At 66.3% G+C, this 23,046-nt stretch carries 16 protein-coding genes; 3 read left to right on the top strand and 13 right to left on the bottom strand.

All coding sequences use genetic code 11. The annotated features are described in order from the left end of the window. Nucleotides 1-288 precede the first annotated feature (288 nt). The 7 genes from MLE18_RS05670 to MLE18_RS05640 all read right to left on the bottom strand — a co-directional run bounded on the left by MLE18_RS05670 (nucleotide 289) and on the right by MLE18_RS05640 (nucleotide 8,361). The gene (locus MLE18_RS05670; protein WP_243368144.1) at nucleotides 289-1,374 is read right to left on the bottom strand and encodes a hydrogenase large subunit; all 1,086 of its coding nucleotides are present in this window, start codon (nucleotides 1,372-1,374) and stop codon (nucleotides 289-291) included. Then, nucleotides 1,374-1,922 (bottom strand): NADH-quinone oxidoreductase subunit C, encoded by a 549-nt coding sequence (locus tag MLE18_RS05665; protein WP_243368143.1) that lies wholly within the window; start codon nucleotides 1,920-1,922, stop codon nucleotides 1,374-1,376. Before MLE18_RS05665 ends, MLE18_RS05670 begins: the two co-directional genes overlap by 1 nt. Then, nucleotides 1,919-2,446, bottom strand: a complete 528-nt coding sequence (locus tag MLE18_RS05660) for a 4Fe-4S dicluster domain-containing protein (protein ID WP_243368141.1) — start codon at nucleotides 2,444-2,446, stop codon at nucleotides 1,919-1,921. Before MLE18_RS05660 ends, MLE18_RS05665 begins: the two co-directional genes overlap by 4 nt. Next, complete coding sequence (locus tag MLE18_RS05655) at nucleotides 2,431-2,889, bottom strand: NADH-quinone oxidoreductase subunit B family protein (protein WP_243368138.1); 459 nt, start codon at nucleotides 2,887-2,889, stop codon at nucleotides 2,431-2,433. Before MLE18_RS05655 ends, MLE18_RS05660 begins: the two co-directional genes overlap by 16 nt. Before the next feature lie 15 nt (nucleotides 2,890-2,904). Continuing rightward, nucleotides 2,905-3,864, bottom strand: coding sequence for a respiratory chain complex I subunit 1 family protein (locus tag MLE18_RS05650; protein WP_243368136.1), 960 nt, complete (start codon nucleotides 3,862-3,864; stop codon nucleotides 2,905-2,907). Next, a complete protein-coding gene (locus MLE18_RS05645) occupies nucleotides 3,857-7,612 on the bottom strand; it encodes a proton-conducting transporter transmembrane domain-containing protein (RefSeq protein ID WP_243368134.1) in 3,756 nt (1,251 codons plus the stop codon). The genes MLE18_RS05650 and MLE18_RS05645 overlap by 8 nt, the downstream gene beginning before the upstream one ends. A gap of 77 nt (nucleotides 7,613-7,689) precedes the next feature. Then, nucleotides 7,690-8,361: a Crp/Fnr family transcriptional regulator gene (locus tag MLE18_RS05640; RefSeq protein WP_243368132.1), complete on the bottom strand. Its 672-nt coding sequence runs from the start codon at nucleotides 8,359-8,361 to the stop codon at nucleotides 7,690-7,692. A gap of 819 nt (nucleotides 8,362-9,180) precedes the next feature. Here MLE18_RS05640 and MLE18_RS05635 point away from each other — a divergent pair. Continuing rightward, on the top strand, nucleotides 9,181-10,275 hold the full coding sequence (locus tag MLE18_RS05635) for an NAD(P)H-dependent flavin oxidoreductase (protein WP_243368131.1): 1,095 nt from the start codon (nucleotides 9,181-9,183) through the stop codon (nucleotides 10,273-10,275). 218 nt (nucleotides 10,276-10,493) lie between these two features. On the opposite strand, the gene MLE18_RS05630 is transcribed toward MLE18_RS05635, so the two are convergent. The 4 genes from MLE18_RS05630 to MLE18_RS05615 form a co-directional block, all read right to left on the bottom strand. Next, the gene (locus tag MLE18_RS05630; RefSeq protein ID WP_243368129.1) at nucleotides 10,494-11,495 is read right to left on the bottom strand and encodes a DUF6976 family protein; all 1,002 of its coding nucleotides are present in this window, start codon (nucleotides 11,493-11,495) and stop codon (nucleotides 10,494-10,496) included. A gap of 8 nt (nucleotides 11,496-11,503) precedes the next feature. Continuing rightward, entirely contained in the window at nucleotides 11,504-11,737 is a 234-nt protein-coding gene (locus tag MLE18_RS05625; protein WP_243368127.1) for a hypothetical protein, read from the bottom strand. Between the two features lie 536 nt (nucleotides 11,738-12,273). Then, entirely contained in the window at nucleotides 12,274-13,290 is a 1,017-nt protein-coding gene (gap, locus tag MLE18_RS05620) for a type I glyceraldehyde-3-phosphate dehydrogenase (protein WP_243368125.1), read from the bottom strand. Nucleotides 13,291-13,301: 11 nt separating this feature from the next. Next, nucleotides 13,302-13,865 (bottom strand): GAF domain-containing protein, encoded by a 564-nt coding sequence (locus tag MLE18_RS05615; RefSeq protein ID WP_243368123.1) that lies wholly within the window; start codon nucleotides 13,863-13,865, stop codon nucleotides 13,302-13,304. A gap of 334 nt (nucleotides 13,866-14,199) precedes the next feature. Here MLE18_RS05615 and MLE18_RS05610 point away from each other — a divergent pair, with 334 nt between their 5' ends. Together MLE18_RS05610 and MLE18_RS05605 are read left to right on the top strand one after the other, a co-directional pair. Further along, nucleotides 14,200-17,283: a hypothetical protein gene (locus tag MLE18_RS05610; RefSeq protein ID WP_243368121.1), complete on the top strand. Its 3,084-nt coding sequence runs from the start codon at nucleotides 14,200-14,202 to the stop codon at nucleotides 17,281-17,283. A gap of 25 nt (nucleotides 17,284-17,308) precedes the next feature. Next, complete coding sequence (locus MLE18_RS05605; RefSeq protein WP_243368119.1) at nucleotides 17,309-18,970, top strand: aspartate:alanine exchanger family transporter; 1,662 nt, start codon at nucleotides 17,309-17,311, stop codon at nucleotides 18,968-18,970. A gap of 156 nt (nucleotides 18,971-19,126) precedes the next feature. Here the strand turns inward: MLE18_RS05605 and MLE18_RS05600 are convergent, their stop codons facing one another. Together MLE18_RS05600 and MLE18_RS05595 are read right to left on the bottom strand one after the other, a co-directional pair. Further along, nucleotides 19,127-20,560: a sigma-54-dependent transcriptional regulator gene (locus MLE18_RS05600; protein ID WP_243368116.1), complete on the bottom strand. Its 1,434-nt coding sequence runs from the start codon at nucleotides 20,558-20,560 to the stop codon at nucleotides 19,127-19,129. Beyond that, nucleotides 20,553-22,988, bottom strand: a complete 2,436-nt coding sequence (locus tag MLE18_RS05595; RefSeq protein WP_243368114.1) for a c-type heme family protein — start codon at nucleotides 22,986-22,988, stop codon at nucleotides 20,553-20,555. Before MLE18_RS05595 ends, MLE18_RS05600 begins: the two co-directional genes overlap by 8 nt. Between the last annotated feature and the right edge of the window lie 58 nt (nucleotides 22,989-23,046).

Raw genomic sequence — 23,046 nt, 5'->3', positions numbered from 1 at the left:
GAAAGCGTTTACAGGAGCCCGACGGGCAAGACTGTCAGCCGCGCGACAAAACCCATTATTTTCACAATGTCAGCGCACGTAATCTTCCCTTGGCGCGCCCCATTGCAGACGCCGTCGCCCGCACTGCACATAAAACACAAAAAAATACAGCAAGTTGCACCTTCGCTCAGCTACGCGGCTGAACCCCGGCCCGGAGGCCCTGAGCGAAGAAAAATTAACCCGGCCTTTCCCCAACGAAAAAGCCGCCCCGGAGGGCGGCTTTCGTGGTCTGGCGCGGGCTTCCCGCGATCAGCGCTCTGTGCAGCTGATGCAGGGGTCGATGCTGTTGACGATGAGCGGGATGTCCGCCACCTGACAGCCCGTCATCATGGTCTGGAGCGCTTCCCAGTTCATGTAGGTGGGCACGCGCCATTTCAGGCGGTGGGGAGTGTCGCTGCCGTCGGAGCGCAGGTAGTAGAACAGCTCGCCGCGCGGGGCCTCGGAGCGGGCCACGGCCTCGCCCTCGGGGATGGCCACGAACTGCTCCAGCTCGGTGGGGCCTTCGGGCATCTGCTCCAGGCACTGCTCGATGAGGCTCACGGAGTCCACGGCCTCGCGCAGGCGCACCAGCGCGCGGGAGTGCACGTCGCCCTTGGTGTCCCACTGCACGTCGAAGTCGAGTTCCTTGTAGGTGCAGTAGGGGGTCTTCTTGCGCACGTCGTAGGCGATGCCGGATGCGCGGGCGACCGGGCCGACAACGCCGTAGCGGCGGGCGTCGGCCTCGGGCAGCACGCCCACGCCGGTGGTGCGCTTCAGGATCAGCGGGTCGGTGGTGTAGATCCCGTAGATCTCCTCGAGATGGGGCTTCAACTCATCCAGCTTGCCCCGGATGAAGGCGTTCATCTCGGCGTCGATGTCGTAACGCACGCCGCCGATGGTGCAGGCGCCCAGGTTCATGCGGTTGCCGTACACGCCTTCCTTCACGTCCTGCATGATCTCGCGCACTTCCATGGCGTGCATGAACAGCGAGTCGAAACCGATGAGGTGGGCCATGATGCCCACGTTGAACAGGTGGGACGCGATGCGCTTCACCTCGTCGGCGATGACGCGCAGGTACTGGGCGCGCTCGGGCACCAGGATGCCGGCCAGGTTCTCAACGGCCATGCAGTAGGTGGAGGGGTGGCTGTTGGAGCACAGCGAGCAGACGCGCTCGGTGAGCACCACGTTCTGCAGGTAGTTGCGCTGCATGGCCAGGGACTCCATGCCGCGGTGCACATGCCCGGCCGAGAGGCCGAGCGACTCCACGGTTTCGCCCCTGACCTTGATGTCGAAGTACATGGGCTCTTCAAGAGCCACATGCAGCGGCCCGATGGGTAATGTATACGTGCCGGACATTATTGAGCTCCTTTGGCCCAGTCGGGCATCTCGGTGCCGGCGTAGACCTTCTCCCAGAGGGTCTTGGTGCAGGCGCCGTTCATCATGGTGGAGAGCGGGACCAGACGGTCCAGGGCGCCCTGCTCCACGTTGGTGTCCAGGAAGAGGCGCACCGGGTTGGGATGGCCGGTGACCTTGATGTCGTAGAGCTCCATGAACTCGCGCTCGTGCCAGTCGGCGTTCTGGAACCAGCGGGTGATGGAGGGGATGGTGTCCTCGTCGGTGGGCAGGGACGCCGTCACGGTGACCACGGTGCCGTCCAGATCGAAGTGGTAGGCGATCTCCCGGCCGGGGTAGGTGGCGTACTTGTCCACCCTGTAGGCGGTGATGACCATCAGCCGCGCGCTGACGCCCGCCAGGGCGGCGGCGGCGCGGGACAGGCCGTCGTTGTCGGCCAGGCGCACCCAGCCGAAGGAGTTTCCGTTCAGGTCCTTGTTCCAATAGACGCTGTCGGGCCCGAGAGCCTTGTTCAGGGCGCTCTCCAGGGCCTGCTTGGCGATTTCGTTCATCTCGCTTCCTCCACCCGGATGACCTTCCGCGAGGCGGCGTGGTTGGCCAGGGTTTCGCGCTTGCATTTGGGGCACAGCATGAAGCGCTCGGGGTAGCGCGCGCCGAGCTTCTCCACGATGGCCGCGGGTCGGGGCTGGATCGTGGCGCCGCATTCGGCGCAGGAGCCCAGCTTCACGAACTTGGTCTCCGCGAAGGAGTACATGTCCTCGCCCTTGTGGGAGAGGTGCCAGTCGTTGGTCATGCGGATGGCCTTGGTGGGGCAGTAGTGGGCGCAGAGGCCGCAGTAGGTGCAGCTGTTGTGCCACACGCGGAACTCCATGCCCGAGCCGTCCTCGGCGGCGCGGAACTGGATGGCTCCGGCCGCGCAGACGTGGCGGCAGATGCCGCAGAGGATGCACTGGTTCTCGTCCAGCTCCGCGCGGCCCCGGAAACGGGCCGGGGTGTAGGTGGGCGCGAAGGGGAACGGGTCCGTGCTGGGGCCTTGCCGCAGGTTGCGGACGAGTACTTTCAGGAACGGGAGCATGTGCCCTCCTCCAGGCGCTTGCGCCAGATTTCGAGGGCCAGGGCCACGCCCTCGATAATGGCGTGGGGGCGGGGCGGGCAGCCGGGAACCACCACGTCGATGGGGATGTACTGGTCGATGGGGGAGTTGACGGTGTAGCTGTCGCGGTACACGCCGCCCGAGATGGGGCAGGCCCCGCAGGCCAGGGTGACCTTGGGGTGCGGGATCTCGTCGTACACGCGCAGCACCTTGTCGCGCACGCGGGAGGTCAGCGGCCCGGAGATGAGCACGATGTCCGCGTGGCGGGGGCTGCCGCAGTATTTGCAGCCCAGGCGCTCCACGTCGTAGCGCGGGATCAGGGCGACGGTGGCCAGCTCCACGTCGCAGCCGTTGCACGAGCCGGCGTTGAGCCGGTAGAGCCAGGGCGAGCGGGGAGCGATCTTGTTTATGAACTTGTTCAGCATGCTATCCTCTCTCGTCTAGCGCAGCATGTAGGCCAGACCCAGGCTCACGAGCGCCAGGGGCGAGGTGTATTTCACGAAGAAGGCGAAGCCCTGCTCCAGGCGCAGGCGGCCGGTGGAGGCCCGGAACACAGTCACGGCCACCAGCATCAGCGCCAGGCACTTGAACAGGTGCCACACCAGGTTCACCAGCACGTTGCCGCCCAGCCCGTTGGGCATGAACAGCGCGACGACCAGCTCCACCACCACGACCAGCTTCACGGCGCTCATCAGCTGGAACATGGCCAGCAGCGGACCCGAGTACTCGAGCAGCGGCCCTTCGATGACCTCGGGCTCCGCCTCGGGGATGTCGAACAGGCCCGAGCCCATGGTGCCGGGGATGAAGAGCAGCATGGCCACGAAGGCCGGGAGCATGATCGGGTCGAAGATCATGGGTCCGTGCTGCATCTGGTAGTTGATGATGTTGTCCAGGGCGAACATGCCGCTGCCCGTGCCGCCCACGCGCACCGCCACCGCCAGGAAGGAGGCGATCAGCGGCATCTCGTAGGCGAACATCACCACCATCTCGCGGGAGAAGCCCAGCGCGCCGTAGGGCGAGCTGGAGGCCGACCCCGCGATCATCAGGGCCATGGCCGGAACTGGCAGCAGGTACAGGAGCACCAGCAGGTCCTTCATGCCGGTGACGCCGTTCCAGACGCCGCCGATGGGCATGACCGCCGCGGTGAGCAGCACGCCCGAGAGACCCAGCACCGGGGCCAGCTTGAAGGCCACCTCGTTGGCGGTGTGGGGGATGAGGGTTTCCTTGATGGTCAGCTTGAGCACGTCCAGCGCGGGCTGGTACAGCGGCGGGCCGACCCGGCGCTGCAGGCGCGCCACGGCTTTGCGGTCAACGCCCTTGAGCATCAGCCCGGCGGCCAGCGCGAACAGGCCGCCCGGGAAGATGAACATGGCGAATGTTGCTTCGAAGAAACTAGTCATGGCCTCCTCCAACGCGCTTGGGAGTGAAATAACCCCGACTCATGCGCGCCAAGAGCTCAAGGGGCGCGGCGTACAGGTTGGACGCCGCAACGTTGGTCTGCTGGGCCGTCACGCTGGTCTCGCCGCAGAGGTGGATGGCGGTGCGGCGCACGGTGCGCGTGGCGTACCGGGCGATCAGCCACACCGATCCGCCGGACAGGGCGATCATGAAGCTCAGCAGGGTCATGTCGGAAGCGCCGGTGCCGGAGAGGATGCCGGAGAGGCCCACGTCCAGGGGCACGATGCCGAGGCTCTGCTGAATGGAAGCGATTGGGATCAGGGCGATGCCGGGGAACACACCCGTAAGGATGCACAGCCCGGCAAGCGCCATTATGGGAGCACGCATCGCCAGCCCCACTTCATGTGCATGCGCGGCCTTGGGCGAGAGCTGTCCGAAGAAGGCCGAATGCATGAACTTGAGGAAGTAGGCCAAGGTGATGACACTCGAGAGAATGGCGATGATGGCCAGAGTCATCTCGCCCTGATCGATAAGCGCGTAGTAGATGGTCAGCTTGGAGCTGAAGCCGTTGAACGGGGGCATGCCAGCCACCGAGAACAGCGCCACCGCGAAGCACAGGAGCGTCATGGGCATTTTGCGGCCGATGCCGCCGAGTTCCTCCAGGTTGTGGGCGTGCGTGGCGAACATCAGCGCGCCGGCGCAGAGGAACGCCAGGTTCTTGAACAGCATGTGGTTGAAGAAGTGCAGCATGCCGCCCGTGACGCCGAGCGGCGTCCCGAGGCAGATGGCCAGCACGATGTAGCCCAGCTGGCTGACCGTGGAGTAGATGAGCATCTCCTTGATGCCGGTCTGCAGCAGGGCCTGGATGGCCGCGTAGATGATGGTGATGCCGCCGATCCACGCGCCCACGTACATGGCGGTGTCCAGGGCGGCGGCGCCGTCCACGTTCACCCCGCCGGCCAGGCCCCAGCGCAGGAAGAGCAGGCCGAAGGGCGCGCTCTTCAGCAGCATGGAGGAGATGTAGCCGGAAACAGGGGTGGGCGCGGTGGGCGGGTGCATCTGCCAGTCGATGCGGATGGGTAGCATGGCCGCCTTCATCAGCATGCCCAGGCCGATCAGGCACACGCCGGTCATCCAGGCGGAGGGCGGCAGGGTGTTCAGGGCCTGGACCACCTGCTCGAAGCCGTAGCCCCCGGCGGCCCGGCCGACCAGCAGCACGCCCAGGAACAGGAAGGAGGCTCCGGCCACGTTGAACAGGAAGTACTTGGTGCCTTCCTTGAGCGCGGCGGGGCTCTCCTCGTGGATGATGGCCAGGAACAGCGGCCAGGAGCTCATGATCTCCCAGAAGCAGAAGAAGGCCAGGAAGCCGGTGGCGGTGCCCATGCCCACCAGGCCGGCGATCATGGTCAGGAACACGGCGTAGAAGCGCCACTGCGTGTGGCTGTGGCTCATGTAGCCGGTGGAGTAGTACATGTTGCACGCGCCGGTGAGCAGCACCAGCAGCGCGAAGGCGAACTGCAGGCTGCCCCAGCTGCCGGACTGGGCCAGCAGCACGATCACGGCAAGGACCAGGCTCGCCGTGGCGGCCAGGCCCGCGCGCTTCATGTCGGCGCGCAGCACGATGGCGGCCACCGCGCCCAGGAGCGGCAGGATGACGGGCAGCGCCCAGGAGACGGTCAGGTCGGGCAGCGCGGCGTGAGCGCCGGGGAACAGGGCGTCGGCCGCCGGGGTCACCAGGGAGAGCCAGGTCTGGGGGAAGAGGCCGCCCAGCACGGTGACGGCGGCCAGCGCGCCCACGCCCAGGCGCATGGTCATGGGGGTCTCGGGCACCCAGGCGCCTTCGTAGGGGGTGAAGAACAGCACCTTGATCAGACGGCCGTAGTACACGCAGCCCACCAGGCTGCCAGCCAGTACCAGCACGGCGATCCAGGCGCTGCCGGCCTCCAGGGCCGCGTGCAGCATCAGGAACTTGCTGTAGAAGCCGTTGAACGGGGGCAGGCCCATGATGGCCACCAGGCCCAGGGCCATGCAGGCGCCGGTGAAGGGCATGGCCCGGCCGATGCCCGCCAGGGCGTCGATGCGCTGGGTGCCGGCGCGCATGATGAGGCCGCCGGCGGTGAGGAAGAGCAGGTCCTTCATCACGGCGTGGTTCACCACGTGGCCGAGGGCGCCCGCGGTGGCGGCCCAGGTGCCCAGCGAGAGCACCAGGGCGATCTCGCCGATCTGGGCCAGGGTCGAGTAGGCCAGCATGCGCTTGATGTCGGTCTGGACCAGGGCCATGACCTCGCCCAGCACGAAGGTGCAGGCGGCCAGAAGCGTCAGCAGGAAGGGCAGGCCGTAGGCCGAGGTGCCCGCCAGGGAGCCCTGGAAGAGCATCGGCAGCACCAGGGCCATGCCGAAAACGCCCGCCTTGGTCAGAAGGCCGGAGAGGGGCGCGGAGATGGAGGAGGGAGCGACGGGGTGGGCAACCGGCAGCCAGGAGTGCAGGGGGAAGAGGCCCGCCTTGACCGCGAAGCCGCCCAGGAGCAGCAGCGCGATCCCGGCCACGGCGGCGGGGCCCATGGCCTGCGCGGTCTGCGCGGCGTCCATGAGCGCGCCGTGGGGCGCGGCGGAGACCAGGGCCATCAGGCCCACCTGCATGGCGTAGGCGCCGCCGACGCACATGATGAAGTAGCGCGCGCCCGCCTTGAGGGCCTCGTCGGAGCGCTTGTGCACCACCAGCATGTAGGAGCTGAAGGTCATCAGCTCCCAGAAGGCGTAGAACCCGCCGGCGTCCTTGGCCGAGGCCAGGCCGATCAGCGTGCCCACCATCATGAACAGGAACAGGAAGTAGCGGTCGGAGCCGGGTTTCTCGCCCACGTAGCCCAGGGAGTAGACCACGATGACGCCGCCCACCAGCGCGTAGAGCATGGTGAACATGTTCTGCAGCGGGGCCAGGCCAGGGGTGAACCAGGCCGCCGCCACGGTGGCGGCCGCCACGGCCAGCACCAGGGCGGAGCGCCAGGCGGGCATCAGGCGGCCCACTGCGTAGACCGCGAAGCCGCCCAGGTAGGGCACCAGCACCTGCAGGGGCCAGGAGCCTTCCAGGTCGGCCACGGCCGGGATGTCGGCCAGGCCCAGGATGCCCGCGGCGCTGGAGGCCGCCAGGTGGATCAGCCCGTGGGGGAACAGGCAGGCCAGCACCGAGGCGGCCATGAGCGCCCAGCTTACGGGATCGGCCTTGGCCGCGCTCTCGGCCCTGGGGCCGGCCTTCTCCAGGCAGACGGCCTGGAAGAGGCGCACGGTGTACACGGCGGCGATGCCGCTGGAGAGGGCCATGGCCAGGGCGGTCAGCATGTGCCCGCCGTCCACGGCTGCGAAGAGCACCAGGGGTTTGCCCGCGGGGGCGGTTACGGGCGAGATGCCCAGGGCGCAGAACATGGCGAAGCCCATCATCACCGAAAGGGCCTCGCGACCCTGTCCGGCGCCGCGAAGGTTCTCCAGGGTCCAACCGCCCGCGCCTGCGGCCAGCCGCCTGAGCGACATGTACCAGAGGGCGCGGATGATGGTCTGGTAGCCTATATGAAGAAACGCACCTGTAAGTCCGTTGAACGAGCCAAGACTGAAGCCTATGAGCACATAGCCGATCTGGGCCAGCGCCGAGAAGGCCATGAGGCGTTTTGGTTCGCCCAAGGACCGCAACGCCCGGACCTCGCTGCCGACCAGCAGCGCGGCCCCGACGAAAAGTCCGAGGGAAGTGGCAAGTTGCATGTCATCCTCCTTTTGCTCGTCCCTATCCGAGAGGGGGGTCTATTTCTGTCGTCCAGCCGACGATTGTGAATCTTTTCTCACTCCGCGCAGGGCAGCGCGGTGAGACGCAGTTCTTCCATGTCCGTGATGAGGTATTCGCCACGGGACAGCTTCTTCATGATGCCGTTCTTCTCCATGGCGGATATGAGGGAGGAGACCGTCTGGCGGGATGAGCCGACGATCTTGGCGATGTTGTCCACAGTGAGGCCGACGTGCAGGCGCATGCCGTCCGTGCTGTTTTCGCCGCGCAACAGCGCCTCCTCATAGAAGAAGGCTGCAACGCGCTTGTCGATGTCGTGGAAGTAGAGACGTTCGATGATGCTCAAAGCCCCGGTGAGGATGTCACCCAGGGACATGAGCAGAGGGAGCATGAATTCCTGGCGTTCCATGGCGGCCTTGAAGAATTTGAAGACCGGACACGCCAGAATGGTGGTATCCTCCAGCGCCTCTACATATGCGCGGGAGTGGGTGCTGAATATATCGCCGGGGCCGAGCATGGACAGGGAGAGCTCCTTGCCCTCCAGGCCCATGTACATTCTCAGTTTTCCGGTTTTAACTATGCATACGAGGTCTTCCTTGTGGTAAGGCATGAACAGCAGGTGCCTTTTGCGGTAGCTGCGTTCGTGCAGGGCGTCCAGGATGACCTTGTTTTCTTCCTTGTATATGATTTCCAGCAGGTTTCTGCCGGAAGATCTGAGGCGGCTTCCCATACATGTCCCTTCGCACTGGGCGAACGGCGGGCAAAAAAAAGGCCACACCCGAGACCGAAGGCGGATGCTTCGGTTCTTGAATCGGGTGGGCGGAGCGGGAGAGCGGTCCCTCCGCTATGTATAAACGCCGCGATGGGCGTACACAGCCAGTAATCATTGCAATGCCCGCGAGTTCGTCCTGCTGCGTGCGGCAGCGTTCAGAGCGCGTTTATTATGACGTCCGGAGCCACTTGGGTTGGTTTCCGGTCGAGTATGACGGACGCCTGTCGCGCATTCGGGATCGGCCGGTCGGCTGTGCGGCGGCAAGGTGAGCTCCTTGCGTGCGCCTGCACCGCCGGGGTTGGGTATGTCGCGCGGCTGTCGGAATTGTGAGAGCTGCCGCAGGCGACATGGGTCCGGCCGGAATGAGCGGACGGCGTGCGTCTTTCGAAAAGCCTTAATCAAACGCGTCGGTTTCGTCCAGCTTCATCGTGTCCCTCGCCATCAATTCATACCACGCAAGTATGCAATCTGCGCCTCAAGCGCCTGGAATCACGCGCAACAAAATGTCGCCATCACGACATGTCGGCACCACGACACATGTCGGCGCCGATTCCGTCAGCGGGGCGGCACACCGCCCCCGCTCGACCAGATACAGCTCGCTTCGGGAAATATTTCAGCTAAATCCGACATACTGGCGGCCAAGAGCCCCTAATAGCGCATGACAAAAACCGTTTCTTGACATATCCCGACTCGGGTTCACATTAAAATAAACTCCAACCATCGGCGCCAGGCGCTCGCTCGATCCTGCCTCCGGCAGTGTCTCTGACAGGACCGCATATGAGCCTTCCCGGTTTTTACATCGACGATCTCCACATCCCCGTGCCCATCATCCAGGGAGGCATGGGGGTCGGCATTTCCTTGTCGGGCCTCGCCGCGGCCGTTGCGGCCCAGGGCGGCGTGGGGATCATTTCCGCGGCTATGGTCGGCTTCAAGGAGCCTGACGTCCGCACCAAGCACACAGAGGCGAACCTCCGGGCTTTGCGCCGGGAGATACGCCGCGCCCGCGAGCTGACGACCGGCGTCATCGGCGTGAACATCCTGGCCTCCCTCACGGACTTCGAAGCCATGGCCTCCTGCGCCATGGACGAAGGCGTGGACCTCATCATCTCCGGCGGCGGCTTGCCCCGCACCCTGCCAGGACTGGTGAAACCCGGCCAGAAGACCAAGCTGATCCCGGTGGTTTCCTCAGGGCGGGCGGCCGAGCTCCTGGCCCGCATGTGGATCACGCGGTACGACCGCGTGCCCGACGCCTTCGTGGTGGAGGGGCCCCTGGCGGGCGGCCACCTGGGTTTCAAGCGCAGCGCCCTGGACGCCCCAGAATCGCGCCTGGAGGTGCTGGTCAAGGACGTGGTGGAGGTGGCCAAAAAGCTCAAGGAGACCCACGGGCGCGAAGTGCCCGTGATCGCCGCGGGCGGCATCTACACCCACCAGGACATCCTGGACATGCTGGCCATCGGGGCCTCGGGCGTGCAGCTCGGCACCCGCTTCGTGGCCACCCACGAGTGCGACGCGGACCTGCGCTTCAAGCAGGCCTACGTGGACTCCACCCAGGCCGACATCCAGATCATCGACAGCCCCCTCGGGCTGCCCGGCCGGGCCATCGTGAGCCCCTTCCTGAAGAACGTCAGCGAAGGGCACACGTCGCCCATCTCCTGCTATTGCAAGTGCATGGCCTCATGCGGGGTCGAGCAGGCGCCCTACTGCATCAGCCTGGCGCTGATCAGCGCCCAGCGCGGCAACTTCAGGGCCGGCTTCGCCTTCTGCGGAGCCAACGCCTGGCGCGTTGACAAGATCGTCTCCGTGGCCGAGCTCATGCACGAGCTGACCACCGGCGAGACCGCCCCCCCGGCGGACGAGCAACCCTCCTCCTAGACCCGCGCGCGGGCCAGGAACAATCACCCAGCAAAATGACGGGGCGGCACGAAGCCGCCCCGTTTCGTTTCCGGGGAAGCCATGCCGCCCCGTCGTATCGCTCCAGACGCATGGGCGAAGCCACCACGACACACCCTTCCCGGCGGATTCCCGCGCGAGCGGGTCCGGCCACCTGGCGGACCGGACCCGACAGTGCGCTTGCTCCGTGCGTCCACGGATCAGACGTCGTGCACCTCGAGGTAGACCAGGGTCTGGTTGAGCAACTGGTAGGCTATCTCGCCGAAGGTGATGGGCCCGGCAAACGGGTCTGTCTTTTTACCCTCCAGCCCCGAGTACAGATAGTTCAGGATGCAGTTGCAGGAGAACACCACCCGGTCTTCCGAGAGCTGGCACTTGTTCTCCAGGCAGGCCTTGAAGGCCTCGCCGTAGTCGGCCACGGGCTTGGCGTGCTTGTAGCGTATGCCGGTGAACACGGGGGCGTAGAATTTCACCTCGCCCTCCACCTCGTCGATGCCCTGGAAGCTGATGTTCACCAGGGCCCCGTAGTAGTCCGCGACCAGCGGCAGGCGCGTGTCCAGCTTGTTCTTCACGATGTAGGCCGCGAAGTTGCGCTTCTCGCCGTTGACCAGCACCTCCTTGGCCGAGAATCCGTCCGCCGGGAAGGTCAAAATGTCGCCCCCGCCCTGCTCGAACAGGTTCACGATGCCCACCTCGGCCACCTTGCCGGGACTGAGGGTAGCCTGAAGCACCACGGCCCCTTCCTCCAGCACGTTGCCGGTCACGCCGTTGAAGACCTTGGGGGTCACCTTGCCCAGGTCGTCCAGGTGCACGCCGGAGATCCAGCCGATGAGCGGGCGCACGCCGAAATCCCTGTAGTTGGGCGCGTTGAGCGCGAAGGACAGGTGAGCCTTGCTCAGGGCCGGGATGATCACGACGCTGAAGCCTTCCTGCGGGCCCTCGGCGTAGACCTTGGCCAGGCCGTTGGCGTCCCGTTCCACTATCTCGACGCTCTGCACCACGCCGGTGACGTCCGTGACGAAGATGCGCTCGCGCGTGGCCAGCCCCCCTTCGGTGTGGGAGATGAAGTATGGGATGGTGCCGCCGATCCAGTTGCCCTTGGGCAGCTGGCGCAACGCGGCTTCGTCGCCCGCCAGGAGGAGGACTTTACCCGCCGCGATGAGTTTCGCGGTCTCCGCTACGGTCATGATGTCCTGTAACATGGCTCCCCCTACCCGAAAATGGTGGTTAAATCTTCCTGCACGGACGGAGAACCGGCGTTCTTGGCGTAGACGTTGTACACCAGCTCGACGCACGACTTGATGTTGTCCGGGGTCGGGTTCTCCTTCACGGAATGCACGAGGCGGCCAAGCAGGATCTTTGCCGCAAGAAATTTAAGCTGATATGTTTTCTTCCCCGTGACGAGATCTGACCATTGCGGGCGCGACATGCTCGGGACTTCCATACCTGCACTCCTTGTGTTTGACTTACTTACGTACAATCACGGAGACATGGTGAGTACATCATCACAGCGCGCAGCATTTTACGAAATGATCGCTCAGCTGCCTGAACCATGTGAAAAAGATCCATTCATCGCAAAGCGCGCTCTCAGCAAGCTCCACAACTCCTTCAATACACCATGCCTCATCACCCCTCGTGATGCATTAAAGAGCAACTATCGAGCCAAATAAATACAACTGTGATTACGCCACGTTGGAAGCACCACCCTGCGCTAGGCTTCCCAATTGAGGCCCCCAGTGTTCCAACACCCCAAACGGGAAGGCGCTATATCCGGCCCCGCCAGCTGCCAATCTTGAATTAATTCAATCATTGTAGGACCATACTGTTTGTGTCCCCATCCGACACATCCTCGTGGCGATTGGGTCACAACGAAACACCTCGCGGACGGCCATCGGTAACCCCGCAAAAAAGAAGGCCGCCCCTCCATCGCGGAGGGGCGGCCAATATTGCACGGAGTCGGCGCGGTAGGCGGGCGGGAGCCTAGAGGCCGGCCTTGGCCATGTAGTCGATCAGGTCGGCCACGCGGCAGGAGTAGCCCCACTCGTTGTCGTACCAGGAGATGATCTTGGCCAGGGTGCCGTTCTGCACCGTGGTGTACTCGGCGTCCACGATGCTGGAGTGGGGGTCGCCCTTGAAGTCGGAGGAGACCAGGGGCTTCTCGCTGAAGTCCAGTATGCCGCTCAGGCGGCCGGTGGCGGCCTCCTTGAGCCTGGCGCGCAGCTCCTCGGTGGTGGTCTCGCGCTCCAGGTCCACCACGAAGTCCACCACGGAGACGGTGGGCGTGGGCACGCGCAGGCTGAAGCCGCTGAACTTGCCCTTGAGCTCCGGGATGACCAGGGCCACGGCCTCGGCCGCCCCCGTGGAGGTGGGGATGATGTTCTGGCCCGCGGCGCGGGCGCGGCGCAGGTCCTTGTGGGGCAGGTCCAGGATGCGCTGGTCGTTGGTGTAGGAGTGCACGGTGGTCATCATGCCCCGGACGATGCCGAAGCTCTCGTGAACCACCTGGGCCACGGGGGCCAGGCAGTTGGTGGTGCAGGAGGCGTTGGAGATGATGTGGTGCTTGGCCGGGTCGTAGGCGTGCTCGTTGACGCCCAGCACGACGGTTATGTCCTCCTGCTTGGCCGGGGAGGTGATGATGACCTTCTTGGCCCCGCAGTCGCGGTGCACCTGGGCCTGCGGGCCGGTGCGGAAGATGCCGGTGGACTCCACCACCACGTCCACGTCCAGGTCGCCCCAGGGCAGCTGCTTGGGGTCGCGCTCGGCGTAGTTGCGGATCTTCCAGTCCCCCACCACCATGTTGCCGTCCACCACGGAGGCGTCCACGCTCAGGCGGCCGTAGTTTGTGTCGTAGCAGAGCAGGTGGGTGTTGGTGGCCACGTCGAAGAGGTCGTTGATGGCCACGATCTCCATGGTGTTCCTGTGGCGTTCCAGCACGGCCTTGAGCACCTGGCGCCCGATGCGGCCGAAGCCGTTGATGGCGATGCGCACTTTCTTCATGGTCGGCCCCCTTACAGGTCGTGGATGGCGTAGGTGGTTTCGGCCAGGAGCTCGTAGTCGGTCTTGAGGGCCTGGTGCAGCCTGGCGTTCTCGATGGCGATGGCGCTCAGGTTGGCGATGGCCGAGGCGAAGTCCACCTCGACGGGGGTGAAGTCCCGCACGGTGTTGGAATAGACGCGCATCACGCCGATGGGCTTGGCCCCCACGGTGAGGGGCAGCACCAGCACGGAGGCGATGTCCTCCTTGCGGGCCGCCTCGGGGTACTGGAAGCGGGTGTCGCTGCGTACATCCTTCACCTGGACGGGCTTGCCCGCCAGCACCTCCTGGTCCAGCCCGCTCTTGGCCACCTCGATGGGCCCCTTGCGCAGGTAGCCAGCCGAGAGGCCCCAGGCAGCGCTGGCCAGCAGGGTCAAGCCCTTGCGGTCCAGCAGGCGGATGGTGCAGGCCTTGGCCTCCAGGGCCCGGGCGGTCTGCTCAACGATGCCCGCCAGAACGGTGGCCGGCTCCAGGCTGGAGTTGATGACCTTGGCCACTTCGTACAGCGTGCGGTAGAATGTGCATTCCTTTTCGCTCATGCCGTTTCCTCCAGGCGGTGTAGTCGGCGCCGCGTTCCGCGACGGGCCGTTTGGATTCCGCCTCCCCTATGCCCCAAGCACCAGCCGCAGGCAAACAATTCCATCGTGAGGCAGGCGTTGCATCCGCAGGGCTGAAACATCTGGCGCCGCACCGGCCATCGCTCTCGCATTCCACGTAACAATCTGAAGTCGTTCACATTAACGTTTGAAGACGCGAATGGGAGCCGCCCAGGCGACACCTGCCGGGACCGCTCCGCTTGACAAGCGGGCCGCTTGCGTTGATTGAACGCGATATCGGCACGTTAGCCCAAACCGTCGGCCCGGACAGGAACGCATGAACTCCAGCATGAGCCGCATCGGCGGCCGGCTTCTCTTCGATCAAAAGGACTATGCCCTGCTGGGCATCGTGGCCGACGTGCTGGGCCGCGAAGCCTACTCCGGCTTCAAGCACCTCCTCACCCACTACCTGCACCCCAGGGGCATCAAGGAGCTGGCCGCCTCCCAGGGGCTGCGCATAGCCTACGCCGCGGCCAACCTTCTCGGCTCACTGGAGATCGGCAAGGCGCACGACCGCATCGTGGCCCTGCGCGCCCTGCATGACGAGGTGATGAACGCTTCCGTCACCTACCTGCGGCGCAACACCGCCCGCGTGCTCATGCAGGTGATGAAGGAGCTGGTGCGCGAACGCGACCCCCAGCGCCAGCTGGAGCTGGCCCACGACTTCCGCATGGCCGCCACGGGCAAGGCCCGCATCATCGCCCGGCTGCTCAAGCGCTACCACCTGCTGCTCATGCCCGAGGACTGGGTCCAGCTCTGCTTCGACAACCACGTCCACGACGCCAACACAAAGGGGCGCAAGTCCGCCACGCACCTGATCATGGACGCCTGGATCAAGGGCATCCGCCACCTGACGGTGATCTACTACAACTTCGTGCAGCCCGACGTGGCCGAGGAGCTGCTGGCCGCCGCCGAGATCATGGGCATCACCGTGCGCGTGGGCATCGAGTTCACCACCCGGCACGGCTCCAGGCAGGCCAAGATCATCTGGGTGCCGCGCGGCTTCGCAGGTGAGCGCGAGTTCGTGGATTTCCTGCGCGAGCCGGAGATCGAGGCCTTCATGCAGCAGGGGCGGCAGCTCTCGCTTCTGCAGCAGGAGCAGCTGCTGGGCGTGCTGCGCGAGTTCAACGAATCCGTGCTGCCCGATTTCAACGCCTATTTCGGCCTCGCCATGCAGCCCCTGGACGTGGAGGGCTTCTTCACCTCCGTGGGCGCGGGCCAGCCTTCGCTGGACCACCTGGGCAAATACGTGCACGCCGCCCTGCTGCCGCACCTGCGCAAGCGCGTGGAGGAGCTTCAGGCCGAGCACGCCTCGGCCGACGCCGAGGAGCAGCGGCACATCGAGTCCCTCATCGAGGAGATGAACGTTCTGGACGCCGAGGCCGTCACGGACGACTACCTGGAGCAGTTCGTCTCCCCCCTGCGCCACGAAAACGGCGCATGCGAACATCCGGCCATCTACTGTCCGCTGCACACGCCCGTGAGCCTGTTGGACGCCGTGGGAGCGTTGCGCGTAGGCAACCGCTTCATCCTGAACCTCTGCGGGCTGAGCCCCGATTCCGTGCTGGAGATCCTGGCGGATTGCGGCGGGCGCATCACCCACCTGGAAGTGGTGAACCTCAAGAACGTGAGCCTCGGACTCGTGGAGGACGCCCCAGGCATCGCCAACCTGCTCCAGGTCATCAACAACCCCAGCGCCATCGCGCTCAAGCACTGGATCATGGCCCGGCTCGGGGCCCTGGAAGCCGACGGCTCGCCCGAGGCCGCCGCCACGACGGCCAACCTCTGGCGCATTCTGGAGAACGTCTCCTCCTTCCACGCCCACTATCGCAGCAGGCCCCTGCGCACCTCCATCGGCACCGACTCCACCGGGCAGTCCTGCCGGGGCTTCGGCATGGGCCTCGTGGCCGACCAGACGCTGCCGCCCTCCGCACAGGCCGAGCTGCGCCGCAACAAGGAATCCACGGGCCGGATCATGACCGTGGGGATGACCATGGAGCCGCACCTGGTGTTCGAGCCGCGCGAGAGTTCGCACCCCTGGCTGAACACGCTCTACGCCCTGGCCCGGCGCCGCGACTCCCTGCGCTTCCTGGGCTACAAGGCCCAGCGGGAGTTCCGCTACCGTGATTTCCACCCGGTGCCCAGGGGCGAAAGCAACATCTCCATCCTCGGCGGCACCAAGAAGGACTGCGGCAACAACCTGAGCCTGGCCCCCCGGCGGGAATCCGCCCGGCGCAGCCTGCCCGGCCCTGCCTACCTGAACAACAGCCTCAAGAACCTGCTCAAGGTGCTCTGCGGCTTCATCCCCGCGTTCCTGGCCTTCCTGTTCACGAAGGACTGGTGGCTGCTCAAGTATTTCGGAGCCCTGATCTGGTTTGGCATCACCGGAGTGCGCAACGTGATCCAGTCCGTGCTGGGTGGAGGCGGGCTTTCGCGCACGCCCCTGCTCAAGTGGAACGACTACGTGAGCTGGAGCAGGCTCTCCGACTCCCTGTTCTACACCGGCTTCTCCGTGCCGCTGCTGGACTTCTTCGTGAAGACGCTCCTCCTGGAGGAAACCTTCGGCATCACCGTGGGCACCAACCCCACGGCGGTCTACGCCATCATGGCCTTCGTCAACGGCAGCTACATCTGCACCCACAACCTCTTCAGGGGCCTGCCCCGCTCGGCCGCGTTCTGGAACCTTTTGAGGAGCGTGCTCTCCATCCCCCTGGCCATGCTCTTCAGCGCCACGGTGGGATGGTTCCTGACCCTGGCCGGAGAGCCGGGCGCGGCGGCCATCCTGCAGCAGTGGGCGGCGGTGATCTCCAAGCTGGCCTCGGACAGCGTGGCCGCGGTGATCGAGGGCCTGGCCGACCGGGGCAACAACATGCTCCAGCGCCTGCGAGACTACTCCGCCAAGCTGCGCCAGGTCATGGCGGTCCACGAGCGCCTGGAGATGCTCTACCCCCGGCGGGACGTGCTCCAGATGCTGGCCGACCCCAAGCGTTTCGTGGAGGAGCTCATCCGCGAGCAGCCCGAGCTTGCCAACGCCATCATCGTCAACTCACTGGACTTCCTGTATTTCTGGATGTACCAGCCCAGGGCGCGCGGGGCGCTGGCCCGCACCATGAAGGAGCTGGACCCGCAAACCAGGCAGGTGTTCATCTCCTCCCACTATGTGCTGCTGTGCAAGCGGGAGATCAGCCAGCTGTTCCTGGACGGGCTTGTGGGCAAGAACTTCTCCAAGGGGTTGGCCTTCTACCTGGAATACGCCGACGGCTACCTGGACGCCGTGCAGCGCCTGGCCCAGCTCCAGGACCCGATAGGCGCCCAGGGGCAGCGCCTCGAGGCGCAAGACAAGGCCGCCCGGCAGGCCTGACCCGGCCGCCGGCCTGGAGAGCATCATGACCATCGACCTAGCCGCGCTTCTTCTTGAGCAGCCCATGCTGCTCTTCTTCGTCGTTCTGGCCTGCGGCTACGGCCTGAGCCGGGTATCGCTGTGGCATATCCAGCTCTCCGCCCCGGTGGGGGTCATGGTGGCGGGCATGGTCTTCGGCCACTACGGCTTCCAGGCCCCGCCCATGCTCCAGGAGATCGGCTTCATCCTGTTCATCTACTCCATCGGCATCACGGCCGGGCCGCGCTTCTTCAACATCTTCCTGGCAGACGGGCCGCGCTACATGGCCCTCACTGTCACGGTGGGCCTGCTGGCCGCGGGCACGGCCTACGGCCTGGGGCATGTGTTCGGCTTCTCCTCCCCCACGGCGGCGGGCCTGATGGCGGGCACGCTTACCAGCTCCCCCACCCTTGCCGCCGCGCAAGAGGCACTGCGCCAGGCCGACCCCAACTCCGGCCCGGCCCTGGTGCGCATGGGCTCGGCCTATCCCCTGGCCTACATGGTGGGCCTGTTCAGCGTGCTGGCCCTGATGCGCTACGCGCCCATGCTCCTGCGGGTGGACCTTGCCCAGGAGGCCATGTCCCTCTCCCGGGAGCGGCGCTACCGCGAGGACACCCTCGATACCCAGGAGCAGGCCTCCCCCCCGCCGCAGTTGCGCGCCTTCGAGGTGCGCCGCGCAGAGGTGGCGGGCCACTCCTTCGAGAGCTCCGACCTTTGCCGGGGCGGGCACTGCGTGCTCCAGGCAGTGAAGCGCGAGGGCGCGGTGTTCCAGCCCGAGCCGGGCATGGCCCTGGCCGAGGGCGACGTGGTGGCCCTCTCCGTCCCGGTGGACCGCGTGCCCCTCATGGCCGATCGCATCGGGCCCGAGGTCATCGACCTGGACCTGCTCTCGGACTCCATCGACACCGTGGACATCATCATCGCCAACGACGACGCCGCGGGGCGCAGCCTGGGCGAGCTCACGGTGATCCCCCGCCAGGGCTGCACGCCCACGCGCCTGGTGCGCTCGCACATCCCCATCGCGCCCAGGCCCGAGATCGTGCTGGAAAAGGGCGACCTGCTCACCGTGGCCGGGCTGCGCCACCGCCTGGACGCGGTGGTCAAGGCCCTGGGCTTCGTGGAGCGCACCGTCATCGAGACGGACCTCATCGCCTTCGTGATCGGCGTGGCCCTGGGCCTGGGCCTGGGGGCGGTGAAGTTCAAGCTTGGCGACGTGACGGTGGGGCTGGGGCAGGCCGGGGGGCTTCTGGTGATGGGCCTGATCTTCGGCTATTCGCGCTCGATCTCTCCCACGTTCGGGCGGGTGCCCCCGGCGGCCAGATGGATCATCTCGGAGCTGGGGCTGATGTTCTTCATGGCCTGCGTGGGCCTCAAGGCGGGCCAGGGCGTGCTGGAGGCCATGCTGACCATGGGGCCGGAGCTGCTCATCAGCGGCGCGGCCATCGCGGCGGTGAGCCTGTTCGGCGGGGTGGCCTTCGGGCGCCTGGTGCTGCGCATGAACTACGCCCTGCTCTTCGGGGCAATGGCCGGGGCCATGACCTCCACGCCCGGGCTCAAGGTGGTCACGCAGGCGGCGCGCAGCACCCTGCCCTCGCTGGGCTACGCGGGCACCTACACGCTGGCCAACGTCCTGCTGACCCTGCTGGGCGCGCTGCTGGTGCGGCTGTAGCAGCCTGTTGAAAAATTCCCGCTGGCTGCGTTGCCCCGAAAAAATCAAACCCTCGCGCATGCCAAATACGCATCGGCATTGACTTTTTCGTGCGCCTTGCCAGCGAGCTTTTTGAACAGGCTGCAAGAATCGACATTTGCTGCTGGCAGCTAAGGCCTACTCCGCCGGCTCCCCCGGCGGGCGGAACCCGGCCGGGTCGATGCCCAGGCGTTTGAGGATCTTCTGCACGGAGACGCGCTCCAGCCCGGAGAGCCGCGCCGCCTGGGACACGTTGCCCTTGGTGCGCTCCATGAGCTTGAGCACGTAGGCACGGGTGAAGTCGTCCACCACCCTCTCCTTGGCCTCCACGTAGGGCGCGAGCCCCGTCGCCACGCCGCACCCTGCTCCCGGGGCGCGCACCTGGGCGTCCAGGAGCCGCACCTGCGTCTCGGTGATCACCGGCCCCGACGAAAACACCGCCGCCCGCCTCACGAAGTTCAAGAGCTCCCGCACGTTGCCCGGCCAGTGGCGCGACCCCAGGAAGTCCAGCGCGTCCGGGGTGAACTCCTTCTCACCAGTATCCAGCTCGGCGCAGGTGCGCCCCAGGAAGTGCATGGCCAGGAGGCCCACGTCCTTGGGCCGCTCCCGCAGCGAAGGCACCCGCACTGTGAGCACGTTCAGGCGGTAGTAGAGGTCCTCGCGGAACTCGCCGGAGGCTATGCGCGCCTCCAGGTTCAGGTTGGTGGAAGCCAGGATGCGCACGTCCACCCGGATGTTCTCGCTGCCGCCCACAGGGCGCACCTCCCGCTCCTGCAGGGCGCGCAGCAGCTTGGGCTGCACGGTGAGGGGCATGTCGCCTATCTCGTCGAGCAGCAGGCTCGATCCGTCTGCGGCGGTGAACAGCCCCTGCCGGGCCTTGACCGCGCCGGTGAAGGCCCCGCGCACGTGGCCGAAAAGCTCGCTCTCGATGATCTGCTCGGGCACGGCCGTGCAGTTAAGGCTGACCATCCCGGCCCGGCCCCGCCTGCTCAGGCGGTGGATGGTGCGGGCCACCAGCTCCTTGCCGGAGCCGGATTCGCCCAGGATGAGCACCGTGTAGTCGTTGGAGGCCACGGCCTCGATCTCCTCGCGAAGCTGCCGCATGGCCGGGCTCTCCCCGATGAGGCGCTGCCCGGCGGAGCCTGCGTCCACCGCGGCCTTGAGCCGCCTGTTCTCGCGGGACAGGGCGGCCCGGTCCAGGGCCTTGGCCACGGCGCGGTAGAGCACGTCCTGATCCACGGGCTTGGTCAGGAAGTCGTAGGCTCCGCTTTTCAGGGCCTTCACCGCCACCTCCACGCTGCCGTAGCCCGAGAGCATCACCACGGTCAGGGCTGGCTCCAGGGCCAGGGCGCGCTCCAGCAGGGCGAAGCCGTCCTGCCCGGGCATGCGCACGTCGGTGAGCAGCAGGGCGCAGGGGCGCTCCTGCAGGGTCTCCAGGGCCTCCTCGGTGTTGGTGCGCACCAGCACGGGGTGCTCCGGGAAGCCCTTCTGGATCAGCCGGGCCACGCCCTTGGCGAAATGGCTCTCGTCGTCCACCACGAGGATGGCGTCGCTGGAAATGGTCTCATGCATCTGCGATGTCCTTGGATACGGGCAGGCCCACGGTGAACACCGCCCCGCCCTCGCTGCGCACATCGATGTGCCCGCCCAGGTCCCGCACGAGGCCGTAGACCACGGAAAGGCCCAGGCCCGTGCCTTTGCCCACGTTCTTGGTGGTGAAGAAGGGGTCGAATATGCGGCCCGCGTAATCGGGGGGGATGCCCGGCCCGTTGTCGCGAACGGTGAGCAGCACCTCGGAGCCGTCCGGCCCGGTGCGCGCGCTCACGTGGATGAGCCCCGGCTCCTCCTGGCCCTGTTCCTCCAGGGCGTCCATGGCGTTGAGCATGAGGTTGGTGAGTATCTGCTCCAGGGAGGAGCTGTTGGCCCGCACCGGTGGCAGATCCGGCGGGAGGTCCGTGACGATGGAGAGGTTGGCCCGGCTGGCCTTGCCCCTGAACACCCGGGCCAGGAACTCCACCGCGTCGGCCAGGTTGACGTCCTCCAGGGACTCGGGCTTGGGCCGGGCGAAGCGCAGCAGATCCTCGAGCACCTTGCGGGCCTGCAGGGTGTGGCGGATGATGATGTCCAGGTCGGGGGCCTGGGGGCTCTGGCCGTCGTCCCAGAGGATGCGCGCGTAGCACAGGATCACGCCCAGGGGGTTGTTGATCTCGTGCGCCATGCCGGCTGCCAGCATGCCCACGGCCGTGGCCTTCTCGCTCTGCTGGAGCTTGGCCAGCATGGTCTTTTCCACGGTGTTGTCCCGGGCGTAGACGATGGCCCGGCCGCTCCCGGCCAGCCCGCTCACCGGGTAGGCCCGCAGGCGGAGGGAGCGCCCGCCGGGCAGCAAGGCTTCGCTCTCGATGGAGGGCGCCCCGCCCTCGCCGGCGTCGACGGCGCCCGAAACCTGGGCGGCCAGGGCGGGCAGGCCCAGGGTCCCCTCCCCCGGCTCCCCGCCGGGCGACGGGGCCTCGAGGGCACGGCACTCCTCCAGGAGTTTGAGGGCGCTCTCGTTGGCGTGGAGCACTTCGCCGGTGGGGCCAAGCAGGAACAGCGGGTCCGCGATGCCCTCGAAGATTGACTCCAGCACGGCCTTGCGCCTGAGCAGGCTCTCCATGGCCTCCAGGTTCTCCAGGGCCATGCCCAACTGCCTGCCCATGGCCCCGAGCACCTCGCGCTCCTGCGGGGGCAGCTGGGCATCCGAGCCGAAGCGCAGGCACAACGCGCCGCGCACCGCGCTGGCGGACTGCACGGGCACCATGGCCTCCCGCCCGAGGAAGACGCCCTCCCCGTCCAGCAGGGGCGTGCGCATGGCGCTCTCCAGGGCGGGCATCGAGCAGTCCGCGGGCCAGACGCGGGCGTTCATGGAATAGAAGCAGACGAACTCCGCCGCGATCGCGCCGAAGCGCCGCGCGGCGGCCGCCAGGGCCTTGTCCAGCAGGGCGTTGCGGTCCTCGCCTTTGGCGAAAAGCTCCAGCACATACAGGAACAGTTTGACGTCGGCCTGGCGGGCCTGGGCCTCCTGGCGGGCTTCGGCTGTGCGTTCGTCCACCTTGGCCTCCAGGTTGGCGGCGTAGTCGCGCAGCTGCTCGCGGGCATCGCGCAGGTGGTCGGCGAAGCGCTCCATGTCCTCCACCATGCCCTCGATCTCGTCGCTCCCGTCGCGCTTAGGGCCGTCCAGCGCGCGCCCTGCCTCGGCGGGGAACCTGGAGCGCATGGCGGCGGCCAGCCTGCCTATGTTGAGCACCATCATCCTGTCGAAAAAGAAGTGGTTCAGGCCCATGATCAGCATGGTGCCGAACGCGAAGAACAGGATGAAGTTCACCATGGCCCGGTTGATGGCCCCGGCTTCGGCCTCCACGGGCATAGTGATGCTGTCCAGGCCAGCGATCTCGCCGTCCTTGCGGCCGAAACCCCGCTCCGATCCGTAGCGATCCAGAAGAACGCGCGGGGCGTCCTCGGGCTTGCCGTGGCAGGACAGGCAGGATTCGTCGAAGGTCACGGGCCGGGCCATGATGAAGAATTCCTCGCCGTTCTTCCGGTAATAGCGGCTGATCTGGGTCTCCTGCGGGTTGTCCCGGAAGTGGGCGATGAGTTCGCTCTCCCGCTCGTCGGCCCCGTATTCGGGGTTGCGGGGGTCCAGGGCCACCCGGCGGTAGATGAAGGACTCCTTGGCGGCGTTGTAGTCCGACATGACCCTGCGGGTCACATAGGATGTGGACATGGCCTCGATCACGAAGGATTCGGGCGGCAGCACGCCGTACATGGTGGGGCGAAGGGTCTCGCGCACGTAGGACTGGATGGCCACCACGTTGGAGAGCACGATGCTGGCTTTGTCGGAGACCTCGGTCTCCAGCAGCACGCGCAGGTAGTGGTTGAGCGAAAGGCCGAACACCAGGCCGATGCCCAGCAGCACGGCCAGCAGCCGCAGGGAGAGACGGGTCTGGAGTCTGGCCTGTTTCACTCTGGACGCCACGGGGGTGAAAGGATGGGGGGCACGCGCCGACGCGTCAGACATAGGG

Origin of the sequence: Fundidesulfovibrio soli, assembly GCF_022808695.1 — a bacterium.
GTDB classification, from domain to species: Bacteria; Desulfobacterota; Desulfovibrionia; order Desulfovibrionales; family Desulfovibrionaceae; genus Fundidesulfovibrio; species Fundidesulfovibrio soli.
The sequence above is the reverse complement of the archived record's forward strand: the minus strand, read 5'-3'. Positions and strand labels throughout refer to the sequence as shown.

Excerpts from the sequence above, each read along its gene's own strand:
- MLE18_RS05645 (WP_243368134.1), bottom strand. The coding sequence starts at position 7,612 with ATGCAACTTGCCACTTCCCTCGGACTTTTCGTCGGGGCCGCGCTGCTG.
- gap (WP_243368125.1), bottom strand. The coding sequence starts at position 13,290 with ATGAAGAAAGTGCGCATCGCCATCAACGGCTTCGGCCGCATCGGGCGC.
- MLE18_RS05625 (WP_243368127.1), bottom strand. The coding sequence starts at position 11,737 with ATGGAAGTCCCGAGCATGTCGCGCCCGCAATGGTCAGATCTCGTCACG.
- MLE18_RS05650 (WP_243368136.1), bottom strand. The coding sequence starts at position 3,864 with ATGACTAGTTTCTTCGAAGCAACATTCGCCATGTTCATCTTCCCGGGC.
- MLE18_RS05640 (WP_243368132.1), bottom strand. The coding sequence starts at position 8,361 with ATGGGAAGCCGCCTCAGATCTTCCGGCAGAAACCTGCTGGAAATCATA.
- MLE18_RS05670 (WP_243368144.1), bottom strand. The coding sequence starts at position 1,374 with ATGTCCGGCACGTATACATTACCCATCGGGCCGCTGCATGTGGCTCTT.
- MLE18_RS05610 (WP_243368121.1), top strand. The coding sequence starts at position 14,200 with ATGAACTCCAGCATGAGCCGCATCGGCGGCCGGCTTCTCTTCGATCAA.
- MLE18_RS05655 (WP_243368138.1), bottom strand. The coding sequence starts at position 2,889 with ATGCTGAACAAGTTCATAAACAAGATCGCTCCCCGCTCGCCCTGGCTC.
- MLE18_RS05615 (WP_243368123.1), bottom strand. The coding sequence starts at position 13,865 with ATGAGCGAAAAGGAATGCACATTCTACCGCACGCTGTACGAAGTGGCC.
- MLE18_RS05635 (WP_243368131.1), top strand. The coding sequence starts at position 9,181 with ATGAGCCTTCCCGGTTTTTACATCGACGATCTCCACATCCCCGTGCCC.
- MLE18_RS05665 (WP_243368143.1), bottom strand. The coding sequence starts at position 1,922 with ATGAACGAAATCGCCAAGCAGGCCCTGGAGAGCGCCCTGAACAAGGCT.
- MLE18_RS05660 (WP_243368141.1), bottom strand. The coding sequence starts at position 2,446 with ATGCTCCCGTTCCTGAAAGTACTCGTCCGCAACCTGCGGCAAGGCCCC.
- MLE18_RS05630 (WP_243368129.1), bottom strand. The coding sequence starts at position 11,495 with ATGTTACAGGACATCATGACCGTAGCGGAGACCGCGAAACTCATCGCG.
- MLE18_RS05600 (WP_243368116.1), bottom strand. The coding sequence starts at position 20,560 with ATGCATGAGACCATTTCCAGCGACGCCATCCTCGTGGTGGACGACGAG.
- MLE18_RS05605 (WP_243368119.1), top strand. The coding sequence starts at position 17,309 with ATGACCATCGACCTAGCCGCGCTTCTTCTTGAGCAGCCCATGCTGCTC.